Source organism: Microbacterium sp. Yaish 1 (genome assembly GCF_002245215.1).
In the GTDB taxonomy this organism is placed as follows: domain Bacteria; phylum Actinomycetota; class Actinomycetes; order Actinomycetales; family Microbacteriaceae; genus Microbacterium.
The window spans coordinates 1,315,881-1,328,333 of the sequence record NZ_NPMR01000001.1; the positions used below are offsets into that span (position 1 = coordinate 1,315,881).

14 protein-coding genes are annotated in these 12,453 nt (G+C 71.0%); 8 read left to right on the forward strand and 6 right to left on the reverse strand.

The window, feature by feature from the left end; translation table 11 throughout:
• From CI089_RS06225 to CI089_RS06235, 3 genes are read left to right on the forward strand one after another with little or no spacing between them, the layout of a single operon-like run.
• Positions 1–987 carry an ABC transporter permease gene (locus tag CI089_RS06225; RefSeq protein ID WP_094260710.1) on the forward strand — a complete coding sequence of 329 codons (987 nt, stop codon included), beginning with the start codon at positions 1–3 and terminating at the stop codon, positions 985–987.
• Positions 988–1,004: 17 nt separating this feature from the next.
• Positions 1,005–2,003: an ABC transporter permease gene (locus tag CI089_RS06230; RefSeq protein ID WP_237049138.1), complete on the forward strand. Its 999-nt coding sequence runs from the start codon at positions 1,005–1,007 to the stop codon at positions 2,001–2,003.
• Positions 2,000–3,706, forward strand: a complete 1,707-nt coding sequence (locus CI089_RS06235; RefSeq protein ID WP_094260711.1) for an ABC transporter ATP-binding protein — start codon at positions 2,000–2,002, stop codon at positions 3,704–3,706. The genes CI089_RS06230 and CI089_RS06235 overlap by 4 nt, the downstream gene beginning before the upstream one ends.
• On the opposite strand, the gene CI089_RS16745 is transcribed toward CI089_RS06235, so the two are convergent.
• Positions 3,624–4,292 carry a pentapeptide repeat-containing protein gene (locus CI089_RS16745; protein ID WP_373441590.1) on the reverse strand — a complete coding sequence of 223 codons (669 nt, stop codon included), beginning with the start codon at positions 4,290–4,292 and terminating at the stop codon, positions 3,624–3,626. The genes CI089_RS06235 and CI089_RS16745 overlap by 83 nt on opposite strands.
• 106 nt (positions 4,293–4,398) lie before the next feature.
• Here CI089_RS16745 and CI089_RS16750 point away from each other — a divergent pair, with 106 nt between their 5' ends.
• Both CI089_RS16750 and CI089_RS06245 read left to right on the forward strand, forming a co-directional pair.
• Positions 4,399–5,085, forward strand: coding sequence for a glucoamylase family protein (locus tag CI089_RS16750; RefSeq protein ID WP_373441591.1), 687 nt, complete (start codon positions 4,399–4,401; stop codon positions 5,083–5,085).
• A 334-nt stretch (positions 5,086–5,419) separates the two neighbouring features.
• Positions 5,420–5,914, forward strand: coding sequence for a DUF1990 family protein (locus tag CI089_RS06245; RefSeq protein WP_094260713.1), 495 nt, complete (start codon positions 5,420–5,422; stop codon positions 5,912–5,914).
• 139 nt (positions 5,915–6,053) lie between these two features.
• On the opposite strand, the gene CI089_RS06250 is transcribed toward CI089_RS06245, so the two are convergent.
• A complete protein-coding gene (locus CI089_RS06250) occupies positions 6,054–7,118 on the reverse strand; it encodes a histidinol-phosphate transaminase (RefSeq protein ID WP_094260714.1) in 1,065 nt (354 codons plus the stop codon).
• Between the two features lie 73 nt (positions 7,119–7,191).
• Between CI089_RS06250 and CI089_RS06255 the strand changes: the two genes are divergently transcribed.
• Positions 7,192–7,599: a phage holin family protein gene (locus CI089_RS06255; protein WP_023953629.1), complete on the forward strand. Its 408-nt coding sequence runs from the start codon at positions 7,192–7,194 to the stop codon at positions 7,597–7,599.
• A gap of 31 nt (positions 7,600–7,630) precedes the next feature.
• Here CI089_RS06255 and CI089_RS06260 read toward each other — a convergent pair whose 3' ends face one another.
• A complete protein-coding gene (locus tag CI089_RS06260; protein WP_094260715.1) occupies positions 7,631–8,938 on the reverse strand; it encodes a hypothetical protein in 1,308 nt (435 codons plus the stop codon).
• Positions 8,935–9,237 (reverse strand): hypothetical protein, encoded by a 303-nt coding sequence (locus tag CI089_RS06265; RefSeq protein ID WP_143738928.1) that lies wholly within the window; start codon positions 9,235–9,237, stop codon positions 8,935–8,937. The genes CI089_RS06260 and CI089_RS06265 overlap by 4 nt, the downstream gene beginning before the upstream one ends.
• Before the next feature lie 144 nt (positions 9,238–9,381).
• Here CI089_RS06265 and CI089_RS06270 point away from each other — a divergent pair, with 144 nt between their 5' ends.
• Together CI089_RS06270 and purB are read left to right on the forward strand one after the other, a co-directional pair.
• Positions 9,382–9,858: a low molecular weight protein-tyrosine-phosphatase gene (locus CI089_RS06270; protein ID WP_094261265.1), complete on the forward strand. Its 477-nt coding sequence runs from the start codon at positions 9,382–9,384 to the stop codon at positions 9,856–9,858.
• Between the two features lie 27 nt (positions 9,859–9,885).
• On the forward strand, positions 9,886–11,268 hold the full coding sequence (gene purB, locus CI089_RS06275) for an adenylosuccinate lyase (protein ID WP_094260717.1): 1,383 nt from the start codon (positions 9,886–9,888) through the stop codon (positions 11,266–11,268).
• An 80-nt stretch (positions 11,269–11,348) separates the two neighbouring features.
• Here purB and CI089_RS06280 read toward each other — a convergent pair whose 3' ends face one another.
• Both CI089_RS06280 and CI089_RS06285 read right to left on the reverse strand, forming a co-directional pair.
• The gene (locus tag CI089_RS06280; RefSeq protein ID WP_094260718.1) at positions 11,349–11,687 is read right to left on the reverse strand and encodes an amino acid transporter; all 339 of its coding nucleotides are present in this window, start codon (positions 11,685–11,687) and stop codon (positions 11,349–11,351) included.
• Entirely contained in the window at positions 11,684–12,334 is a 651-nt protein-coding gene (locus CI089_RS06285; protein ID WP_094260719.1) for an acyl-CoA synthetase, read from the reverse strand. Before CI089_RS06285 ends, CI089_RS06280 begins: the two co-directional genes overlap by 4 nt.
• Positions 12,335–12,453 lie beyond the last annotated feature (119 nt).

Here is a 12,453-nt window from a genome sequence, read left to right on the forward strand (position 1 = left end):
ATGGCCTACTACGCCCGCAAGACCGGCTATTTCCTGCTGACCCTCTGGGCGGCGATCACGCTGAACTTCATCATCCCGCGGCTGCAGCCCGGCGATCCGGCCGAGATCATGGTCCGCCAGCTCAACGGCCAGGGGGAGATCGATCCGGCGCAGGTCGCTGCCGTGAAGGCGATGCTCGGGTACTCGAACGACAACGTGTTCGTCGCCTACGTCGACTACCTGCGCCAGCTGGCCTCCTTCGACCTCGGCACGTCGTTCACCTACTTCCCGTACCCCGTGGCCGAGGTCATCGGCAAGGCGCTGCCGTGGACGCTCGTCCTGGTGGGAATCACGCAGATCCTGTCGTTCGTCCTCGGCACGCTGCTCGGGGCGATCGCCGCGTGGCGGCGCAACAGCCGTTTCGACGCGACGATCTCGGTCGGCTCGACCTTCGTCGGCAACCTGCAGTCGGTGTGGATCGGCCTCATCATCCTGTTCGTCTTCGCCTACACGCTCGGCTGGTTCCCGGCATCCGGCGGCTACGGATACACGACCCCGGGACTCACCCCGATCCACGTCGCCGACGTGATCTCGCACGGGTTCCTCCCCGCGCTGACGCTCATGGTGACGGCGCCGATCGGCTTCATCCTGTCGATGCGGAACACGATGGTGCAGGTGCTCGGCGAGGACTACATCCGCTTGGCCGCGGCCGCAGGGCTCAAAGAGCGCACGCTCGCCCTGGGTTACGCCGCGCGAAACGCGCTGCTGCCCGTCATCACCGGGTTCGCCCTGTCGCTCGGCGTGCTCATGGGCGGCTCGATCCTCATCGAGACCGTCTTCGACTACCCCGGCATGGGCCGGCTCATGGGCGAAGCGACCTCGAACCGCGACTTCCCCCTCATGCAGGCGATCCTGCTGGCGACGATCGTCATCGTGCTGACGGCGAACTTCATCGTCGACCTGCTCTACCCCCTCATCGATCCCCGGGCCCGCCGGGCCAAGGCGTGAAAGGCAGGTGACGAACGATGTCCGATGAGACCCCTCTCCCGCAGCCGGCCTCGATGCCGCAACCGGCGCGCACCGAACCGACGCGGACCGAGCCCGTCCGGACCTTCCGCCGGCGTGTGACCGACGAGGACGCGTCGACGAAGGAGGTCGTGGCGGTCGTCCGCCCCGCCCGGTGGTACGCCGTCATCTGGTCGAGCCGGAAGGCGCGCGTGGGCATCGTGATGCTCGCGGTGTTCCTGCTCGTCGCGGTGTTCGCCGATCTGCTGTCGCCGTACCGTCCGAACGATGCGACCTTCACGCCGTCGCAGGACCCGAGCTGGGCCCACTGGATGGGCACGAACACGCTCGGCTACGACATCTGGACGCAGCTCGTGCACGGCACCCGCCTCTCGTTCGCGATCGGCGTGCTCGGCGGACTCGCCACGATCGTCATCGCGATCGTCGTGGGGCTGCTCGCCGGATACCGCGAGGGCGGCCTGCTCGACGACATCCTGTCGTTCCTCACCAACCTGGCCCTCGTGATCCCGGTGCTGCCGCTCATGATGGTGATCGTCGCCTACAGCGAGACGCGCGGCCTCGGCCTGCTCGTCTTCGTCATCGCCATCACCAGCTGGGCCGGCGCATCGCGCGAGATGCGGTCGCTCATCATCTCGATGCGCAACCGCGACTACGTCACCGCCGCTCGGTTCGGCGGCGACGGGATGCTGCGCATCGTCTTCCGGGAGATCATGCCCAACATGTCGTCGCTGATTGTCTCGGGGTTCATCGGCGCCGCGACCGCCGCGATCGCCGCCGAGGCCGGCCTGTCGTTCATGGGCTTCGGCGACCCGAACACCGTCAGCTGGGGCCAGATGCTCGCCCAGGCCAACGCGAACGGCGCGCTCGTGCAGGGACTGTGGGTCTGGCTGGTCGCGCCCGGAATCATGCTGGCGCTGCTCATGACGTCGCTGACGTTCGTGAACTTCGGCGTCGACATGCTCAGCAATCCCCACCTTCGCGAAGAGGAGAAGTCATGAGCCCGGCATCCGATCCGAGCGCGGCGCCCGTGCTCGAGGTCTCCGACCTGTCCGTGCAGTACCGGCCCAAGCTCGGCGCCACGGTCGATGCGGTCAAGCGCGTGTCGCTGCGCGTCGCACCCGGTGAGTTCGTCGGGCTCGCGGGCGAGTCGGGCTCGGGCAAGACGACGTTCGCCCAAGCCGTGCTGCGGCTGCTGCGGAGCCCCGGGCACATCACGGGCGGCTCAATCCGCTGGGGCGACCGCGACGTCACGGCTCTCGATGACGACGAGCTGCGCCCCCTGCGCTGGTCGTACGTGTCGACGGTGTTCCAGTCGAGCATGAACTCGCTCAACCCGGTCGTCCGCGTGCGCAAGATGTTCGAGGACATCCTCGCCGAGCACACCGGGGCGGGCACGGCGGCGGCGCGCGAACGCGCGGAGGAGCTCTTCGACCTCGTGAGCGTCGACGCGCGGTTCCTCGACATGTACCCGCACGAGCTGTCGGGCGGAATGAAGCAGCGCGTGAACCTGGCGCTCGCCCTCGCACTGAAGCCGAAACTCGTGCTCTTCGACGAGCCCACGACGGGACTCGATGTCGTCGTGCAGAAGTCGATCCTCGACAAGATCCGCGAGCTGCAGGAGCGCGAGCGGTTCGGCGCGATCCTCATCACCCACGACATGGGCACGCTCCTCGACTTCGCCGACCGCGTCGCGGTCATGTACGAGGGCGAGATCGTCGAGGACATGAGTGCGCAGGATGCCGTGACCACGGGCCCGCGGCATCCGTACTCCGTCCATCTCGTCGGGTCGTACGCCGAACTGCTCGGCGAAGAGGTCGCCGGCTACACCGGAGCCGAGCTCGAAGCGCCCGTCGAGGTGTCGCAGGAAGCGCCGGTCGAGCACGCGCCCGTCATCGAGGTCGAGAACCTGCACCGCCGGTTCTCGAAGCGGCAGGGGCTGCGGACCGAGCATGTGGATGCCGTGAAGGACGTCTCGTTCACGCTCCGCGAGGGCGAGGTGACGGCGCTCGTCGGCCAGTCGGGATCGGGCAAGTCGACGATCGCCCGCATCCTGACCCGCATCGACGATCCGACCTCGGGTTCTGTGCGCTACTACGGCCAGCGCGACGGCGAGCCCCACGACATCACGGCCCTGCACGGCCGGCTCGCCCGCGAGTACCGCCGCAACGTGCAGTACGTGTTCCAGGATCCATATGCCGCCCTCAACCCCACGCTGACCGTCGGGTACTCGCTGTCGCGGCCCCTCGCGAACTTCCTGCACGTCGGGCGCCGCGAAGCCGTCGAGCGCTCGGCCAGCCTGCTCGAGCAGGTCGGGCTCACGCCGGCGGGACGATATCTCGGACGGCTGCCGCACGAGCTCTCCGGCGGCCAGCGCCAGCGGGTCGTCATCGCCCGTGCCCTCGCTGCCGAGCCCCGGCTCGTCGTCGCGGATGAGCCGATCGCGAGTCTCGACGTGTCGATCCGCGCCGAGATCCTCGAGGTGCTGCAGTCGCTCGTCGCCGATCACGGCGTCGGGATGCTGTACATCACCCACGACCTGCTGTCGGCGAAGAGCCTCGCCAACCACGCGCTCGTGCTGCGAGGCGGCGAGCTCATCGAGTCGGGTCCCGCCGACCGCGTCATCGACGACCCGCAGGCCGAGTACACCCGACAACTGCTCGATGCCATCCCCAACCCGTTCGAGAGAAGGACCGCCGCGTGACCGACACCGAGCTTCCCGAGACCGACCTGACGGAGAGTGTGCTGCCGGAGAGTGTGCTGCCGGAGAGCGTGCTGCCGGAGAGCGTGCTGCCGGAGAGCGTGCTGCCGGAGAGCGTGCTGCCGGACGACATCCGGGAGCTGACCGCGCGGGAGGTCGATGCGTCGATCCGCTGGCTGTGGGCGCACGCGACCGCCGACCTCGAGAGTCCGGGCTGCGGGCTCGTGCTCGACCGCGACGACCTGCCGGGCGTCGCGACGGTCGCGGCGACCGGTTTCGCCCTCGCGGCGTGGTGCGTCGGCGTCGAGCGGGGCATCCTCGACCGCCGCGAGGTGCGCGACCGGGTCGCGGCGACCCTGCGCACGCTCGAGGAGTCGGTGCCGCAACGCGGCGGGTTCCTCGCGCATTTCGTGGACGCTGCCACCGCCGAGCGGCAAGGGCGATCGGAGTACTCCACGATCGACACGACGCTCGCCCTGTGCGGAGCCGCGGTCGCGGCATCCTTCTTCGCGGGCGACGGCGATGCGGGGCAAGAGATCGGCGAGCGCACCGAGCGCCTGCTGCGCCGCATCGACTGGCCGTGGATCATCGACGACTCGGGCGAGAGGACCGTCGTCCGGATGGCGTGGGTCGCCGACCGCGAGGACGACTACGCCGACGGCGCCGATGCGGCCGGTTTCGTCAGCGCGTGGTCGATGACCGCCGAACAGCTGCCGATGTATCTGCTCGCGGCGGGGCACGACGAGGTGTCGACCGCGCTCGCGCGTGACCTGTGGCGGGGGTTCGACAAGCCGGTGGGGTCGTACGGCGGACACGAGTGCGTGCACGAACCGGCGGGGACTCTCTTCACGTACCACTTCCCGCTCGCGTTCTACCCGTTCCAGCGGGTGCGCGATCTCGACGGGCGCGACTGGTGGGCGAATGCGCGCGAGGCATCGCTCGCCTCGCGCGCATGGTGCGCCGACCAGGCCGGACGGTGGAAGACGTTCGCGGGCGGACTGTGGGGCCCGGCGGCCGGACTCGGGCCCGGCGGGTACGTCGTCAACGGCGCGCGCCCGGCGCTGCGCGAGCCGCATGCCGACGGCACCGTGCCGCCCGTGTCGCTCTTCGGGGCGCTGCCGCTCGCTCCCGCGGAGGTGGCTCCCGCGCTGCGCGTGCTGCGCGACGAGCACCCCGGCGCATGGAACGAGTGGGGCGCGACCGACGGGGTCAACCTCGAGGGCGATGAGCCCTGGTACGCCGAGCCGCGCTACGGACTCAACAAGGGCGCGACGGCGCTGCTGGGTGCCGCAGCCCTCGGCTCGACCCTCGTGTGGGACGCGTTCTCGCGGCATCCCTGGATCGCCCGCGGCGCCGACAAGCTCGGCTTCACCCCCGCCTGACGGACGCTCCGACACTCGGACAGGGGCGTGTCCTGCCAGGCCTCAGGCGAGAGCTGCAAGGCCCAGCCGTGACCTGGCACTTCACGCCCCCGCAACCCCGGGATATGGGCACGTACTGCCATGCCGGCAGGTCGAGGATCGGCGGCGGCGAGCGCGGGCGGTTCCGTCGGCCGCCGTGCCGCGATGCACCGCCGTGCCGCGATGCACCGCCGTGCCGCGATGCAAGGAATCGTGACCGACACCCCGGGCCGACGGCATCCATCCCGGGGTGTCGCGACTGATCCCTTGCACCCGCGCACGCGCCCGCGGGCGGGGCGGGTGGGATGCTGGTCGCATGAGCCTGCCGCACCGCGATGAGTGGAATGCCGACCCGCGAGGCTTCCGCCGATTCGAGAGGACCGTGCGCGTGGGATCGGGGGATGCCGCGTGGCGGCAGGCCCGGGCCGACCTCCTGGCGTGGCGCGTCAAGACCCGCAGCGGATTCCGGGTGGTTCCCGACGTGCCGGCCATCGTCGGCGGGCGGCACTGGCTCGAGATCGGCCGCGGCCCCCTGACGCTGCGCGAGCCGGTCGAGGTCGTCGCTTTCGTCGACGAGCCCGACCAGGTGGGATACGTCTACCTCGCGCTGCCGGGCCATCCGCTCGAGGGAGAGGAGACGTTCCTCATCACCCGGCGCGGCGACGACGTGCTCTTCACGCTGCGATCACTCTCGCGGCCCGCCCCCACGTGGTTCTGGCGGCTCGCATATCCGGCGGTCCGCGTCGTGCAGGGCATCGTTCGAACGCGCTATCTCAGCGCCCTGCGGCGCGGAGACCGCACCACGCGCTAGCGACCCGCGACCCGCGACCCGCGACCCGCGATGCAAGGGATCGTGGCCGACACCCCGGGCGGACGGCATCCTAACCGGCGTGTCGAGCCCGAAGCATTGCATCGCGGCACGCGCGAAGCTCGACGCGCGCCGGCGCCGGTCAGCCGACGACGGATGCCGCGGCCGCGACGATCCGTTCGATCGACTCCTCCTCGCCGACCGAGATGCGCACGCCGTCACCGGCGAACGCCCGCACGATCAGGCCCGCCGCGTCGAACGCCTCGGCGATCTCGAGAGCCCGTTCGCCCGCGGGCAGCCACACGAAGTTGCCCTGCGCGACCGGGATGTCCCACCCGGCCTCGCGCAACCGGTCGGCGAGCGCATCGCGTCGCACGGCGATGTGGCGTACCCGTTCGAGCAGCTCGTCCTCGGCGTCGAGGCTCGCGAGCGCGGCTTCCTCGGCCTGGGCCGTGACCGAGAGCGGGATGCCGGTGCTGCGGGCCGCATCCAGGATGCGGTGGTCGCCGATGGCGTACCCGACGCGCAGCCCGGCGAGTCCGTAGGCCTTCGAGAACGTCCGCAGGACCACGACGTTGGCATGCCCCGCGGCGAGCACGGCGGCGCCCGTCACGGCATCCGGGTCGGTCACGAACTCGGCGTAGGCCTCATCGAGGACGATGAGGACATCGGAGCGCACCCGCGCCACGAACGCGTCGAACGCCGCCTGGCTCACGACGGGTCCGGTGGGGTTGTTCGGGCTGCAGACGATGATCATCCGCGTGCGGTCGGTGACGGCATCCGCCATCGCGTCGAGGTCGTGCCCCGCATCGGCGCTCAGCGGCACCGAGACGGCGGTCGCGCCCGCGACGGCGGCGAGCCCGGGATAGGCCTCGAACGATCGCCAGGCGAACATGATCTCGTCGCCCGGGCCGCTCGTCGCCGAGGCGAGCTGGTAGAGGATCGACACCGAACCCGCGGCCACGTGCACGCCATCGGGCGCGACCGCATAGCGATCCGCGAGCCGCGCGCGCAACCGGCCCGCCGATGCGTCGGGGTATCGGTTGAAGGTCGTCGCCGCGCGCACGGCCTCGACGACGCCGGGCAGCGGGTCGAACGGGTTCTCGTTGCTCGACAGCTTGAAGGCGTCGGCGGAGGCCTGACGGCCCTGGCGGTATGCGGGCAGCGCCGCGATCTCGGGTCGGATGCGGACGGGCAGGTCGGTCACGATGCGAGTCTACGGATTGCCGCCGCCTCGACCGGATGACGGACCGGACGCCCCGTGGGAGACTGACGGCACTATGAGCCTCATCATCCGACTGATCGTCAACGCCTTCGCGGTGTGGATCGTGACGCTGATCCCGGCGCTGGAGGTGTCGGTCGTGGCGTTCCCGCCGGGCGGCGACCTGCAGCTCGTCCTCACGCTGCTGCTGATCGCCCTCATCTTCGGACTCGTCAACGCGATCGTCGGCACCGTGCTGAAGGTGCTCGCGTTCCCGCTGTACATCCTGACCCTCGGCCTGATCTCGTTCGTCATCAACGGATTCCTGCTGTGGCTCACCGGGTGGGTCACCTCGGGATGGGACTGGGGCCTGCGCATCGGCGGCTTCTGGCTCGCGGTGCTGGCGGCCATCGTCATCGCGCTGATCAACTGGGTCGCCGGCATCCTCTTCCGCCCCCGTCGCGACCGCGACCGCGACCGTCGCTGACGCGCGCACGCGCCCGCCCACGCACGGGACATCAATCGGACCTTCGCACGCGGTAGGTCGTGACCTCGGCCGGCTCGTCGCCACCGAAGGCCGCGATGCGCTCATGGACGTCGCCGACGCGGGGATCGCGCGAGGCGTCGGCGAGCGCGGCGGTGTCGCCGTAGGCGTCGATCGAGTGGGCGCCGAGCGCGACGTCCGCGATGCCCGGCGGCGGGTCGGCGACCCGTTCGACGACGATACTGCCCGCCGCGCCGGCACGATCGGGATGGCCGCCGGACTGCAGCGCCGGGACGAGATCGTCGGTGTGGCGCACCGTGACCTGGAGCGTGGCGTCGCCGGGATCCGCCTGCACGGGAGATCCGAAGGTCACGTTGCCCACGACGCGGAACGGCCCGTCGACCGCGAGGCGTGACGTGATCGCGCCGCCCTGCGAGTAGCCGACGGCGAGCACGGCGTCCCCCGGCCGCGCCCCGGCGGCGCGGAGAGCGCTGACCACGGATTCGTACGACGCCGAGCTGCGGCCCGCGTAGAGCTGCACGTTCGACGACATGTCGAAGGGCTCACGGCCGCCGAATCCGAGCGGCGCTCGGGTTCCCGCGACGTAGACGGCGAAACGGCGCTCGCCTCCCGCGAGGGTGTAGCGCTCGACGCGAACCTGATCACCCTCGCGCGGGATGCGTTCCGCGAGCGCGGCGAGTGTGCCCGGCGCCGCCGCGCCCGCCTCGCGAACCGCTGACCGCGTGACCTCGACGACCGGCGGCGGCGCGGACCCACCGCGATCAGGGGTCGCACGCCCCAGCCCCAGGGCGCCGAGAGCGGTCAGCGCGAGACCGCCCGCCGCGACCGCGGCTCCCCCGAGCAGGCCCAGTGGAACGGCGGCTCCGCCGATCTGGCGCTGGAGCTCGCCGTGCCGCAGCAGCGGCCAAGTCGTCAGCAGCAGGTCGGCGCGCGCGGCGGCCGTCGGTGAACGGTCGCGGGCCGCGAAGATCCGGCGGTCGAGCAGGTCCGTCACGCGACGGTCGCCACCCTCGGCAGCCCGTCGCGCGGCTTCGAGCTCGACGATGTCGTACACGTCTGCGGCATCCCGCAGCCTTCCGGCGAGAGCCGAGGCGTCGGCGGTGAGCTCGTCGAGGAGCTGGGTGAGGTCAGCGGCGAAGGCGGCCGCGGGCCACGCGGTCGCCTCGTGCGCGGCGAGCTCGCGTGTCGCCGTCTCGAACGTCGACCGGAGCACGTCGCAGGCCGCTGACAGGCCGACGAGCCCGGATGCCGCGAGGCGGAGCTGTCCCGTGTCGACCGCCATGACCCCGCCGTCGCGGATGTCGAGGGAGTCGTCGCTCACCGGCCTCCCGCCACGAGCCGGGCCTGCACCCGGCGCAGTTCGTCGTCGAGGCGGTCGATGCGCATCGCCGCGTCATCCGATCGCTCGCGCCACGCGGCGAGGCGCTCGCGGTAGTCGCGCGCGGCCCGGGCCCGCCAGGCCGTGTCGCGCTCGAGCTCGGCGGCGCGGCGGCGGACCGCGTCCACCTCTTCGCGCAGGGCGGTCAGGCGCGGGCGCAGCGCCGCGATCATCTCGAGCGTCCGCACCGAGGCGGCATCGAGCCGCGTGGCGTCCGGAACGAGCAGCTGAGGCGAAGTCATGCCCGTCACGATGCCGGTGCGGGGAGCCGCACGGACCGCAGCCGTGCCCGTTGGGGACGACGAACGCCGGCGATACATCTGTGCAGGAAAGGCCGCATCCTCCACAATGGGACGGTGACCCGACGCGCCGAGCCCTTCCGCGTCATGTTCGTCTGCACCGGGAACATCTGCCGCTCCCCCATGGCCGACGTGGTCTTCCGCTGGTTCGTCGACCAGTCCGGGCTCGGCGACCGTGTCGTTTCGGCGAGCTCGGGAACGGGAGACTGGCACGTCGGCGAGCCCGCCGACGGACGCACGCTCGAGGCGCTCGAACGCCGCGGCTACGACGGGCGGGGGCACCGGGCCCGCCGCTTCACGCTGACGGATTTCGACCGTTCCGACCTGATCGTCGCGCTGGACCGTTCGCACGAGCGCGTGCTGTCGAACTGGGCGCGCACGACGGCCGACACCGACAAGCTCGGCCTCCTCATGTCGTTCGACGCGCACGCCGGCGGCGACCTCGACGTGCCCGACCCGTACTACGGCGACGCCGGGATGTTCGACGAGGTGCTCGCTATGATCGAGAGCGCGAGCCGGGCGCTCTTCCGGCAGCTCGAACCCGCGATCCGCACCACGTCCTGAGCGCCCGTTCACACTGAATGGAGCCTCGTGACCTCTCTGCCCCCGCAGCCCCTGAGCCCCCTCGACGGCCGATACGCCGCCGCCGTCGGATCCCTCGCCGACTACCTCTCCGAAGCCGGTCTGAACCGCGCGCGCGTCGAGGTGGAGGTCGAGTGGATCATCGCCCTGACCGATCGGAGCCTGTTCGGCAGCTCGCCGCTCTCAGATGAGAACAAGACGCGGCTGCGCGGGCTCTACCGCGACTTCGGTCAGGCCGAGATCGACTGGCTCGCCGCGAAGGAGGCCGTCACCCGCCATGACGTGAAGGCCGTCGAGTACCTCGTCCGCGACCGGCTGTCGGCCCTCGGCCTCGACGCGATCGCCGAGCTGACGCACTTCGCGTGCACGAGCGAGGACATCAACTCGGCCTCCTACGCCCTCACCGTCAAGCGCGCCGTCGAGAACGTCTGGCTGCCGAAGCTGCACGCCGTCATCGGCGCGCTCGGCGACCTCGCCCGCGAGCACCGCGATGCCCCGATGCTCTCGCGCACCCACGGCCAGCCCGCCACCCCGTCGACGATGGGCAAGGAGATCGCCGTCTTCGCGTGGCGCCTCGCCCGTGTCGCGAAGCAGATCGAGGGCGGCGAGTACCTCGCGAAGTTCTCGGGCGCGACCGGCACCTGGTCCGCGCACCTTGCGGCGGAGCCCGACGTCGACTGGCCCGAGCTCTCGCGCTCGTTCATCGAGGGCCTGGGCATCGACTTCAACGTCCTGACCACCCAGATCGAGTCGCACGACTGGCAGGTCGAGCTCTACGACCGGGTGCGGCACGCCGGCGGCATCCTGCACAACCTCGCGACGGACGTCTGGACCTACATCTCGCTCGGGTTCTTCGCCCAGATCCCCGTCGCCGGCGCGACCGGGTCGTCGACGATGCCGCACAAGATCAATCCGATCCGGTTCGAGAACGCCGAGGCGAACCTCGAGATCTCCGGCGGTCTGTTCTCGACCCTCGCCCAGACCCTCGTCACGAGCCGGATGCAGCGCGACCTGACCGACTCGACGACGCAGCGCAACATCGGCGTCGCGTTCGGCCACTCGCTGCTCGCGCTCGACAACCTGCAGCGCGGGCTCACCGAGATCTCGCTCTCGCGCGACGTGCTACTGGCCGATCTCGATGCCAACTGGGAGGTGCTGGCCGAGGCGATCCAGACCGTCGTCCGCGCCGAGATCGCCGCCGGCCGCTCGCAGATCACCGACCCGTACGCGCTGCTGAAGGACCTCACGCGCGGTCGCCGTGTCGGCGCCCCGGAGCTCGCCGAGTTCGTGCGCGGCCTCGACATCGGCGAGCCCGCCAAGAAGCGTCTGCTCGCCCTGACCCCCGCGACCTACGCGGGCCTCGCCGACGACCTGGTCTCACGCCTCGGCTGACGCCGAAAACGCACCGCCCCGCCGAGAACGCTCGGGGGGCGGTGCGTTTTGGTGTGAACGGTACGCGCTCGGTGATCCGCTCAGCTCCGAGGCGACGACGGCGACGAGCCGGACGCCGGGTCGTCGCCGGTCTCGGACTCGTCGGGGTACAGAACCGGGCGGTCGACACGCTTGCTCACCTGCGCGGGGTCGACGGCGAGCATCAGCAGCGCGATGATGACGAGGGTCGCGATGAAGGCGATGCCGGCGACGATGAGGGCCACGACGACGGCGCGCTCGACGGACTCGCGCGGGATCGACTGGAACGCCCCCATCGACACCAGGGTGATGACACCCGAGAAGATCGCCGCGACGAACGCGAGGCCCAGCAACTGGACCGGGCGCATGATCTCGCGGCGGGTGGGGTGTTCGCCGCTCACGATGCGACCTCCGGATCGGACGAGGGGGATGACGGAACGGATGCCGCGGGCGCGAGCTCCTCGCGCCGCGGCGAGAAGCCGGCGATCCCGAGGAAGACCGCGACGACGGCGGCATAGCCGCCGAACAGCCCCACGCCGATGGTGATGCCGGTGAGCGTGAAGGCGCCGGCTTCCTCGATGACGTAGTCGAGACGGTACGCCGGGTTGACCAGGAGCAGCCCGGCCACGAGCAGCAGGGTGATCGCGCCGATGAGCACCTCATCGCGGGCGGCCGGGGCACCGGAACGTCGCCCGCGGATGCCGCCGACCAGCTCGATGACGCCCGTGACGGCGGCCCACGAGATGACGACGGCGAAGAAGCCGATCGGCGTCCGCAGCGGCGGGATGCCGGCGAGGATCGCGGCGATGAGGGTGAGGGCTCCGAGGGCGATCGGCAGCCCACGGCGGCCCGCGGGAGCCGTCAGCCAGGCTCCGACGAAGAAGATGATCGCGGTCGCTGTCGCGAAACCGCTGAACACCGACATCCCGACGGAGGCGGAGTGATCGGGCGAGAAGGTGATCATCACGGCGGCGACGGCCGCGAAAAGGGCGCGCGCGAGCTGGACATGCCGCACCTCGAAGGTGCGGGCGGCGGATGCTGCAGACACGGCGGACTCTCGCGATTCAGAACGGGATCCCCCCGATTCTACGCTTCCGCCCCGAGACGCCGCCCGCCGGGCGGCATCCCGTCCGGGAATCCTCCGGACGGCGTCGGCGTTGCCCCCGC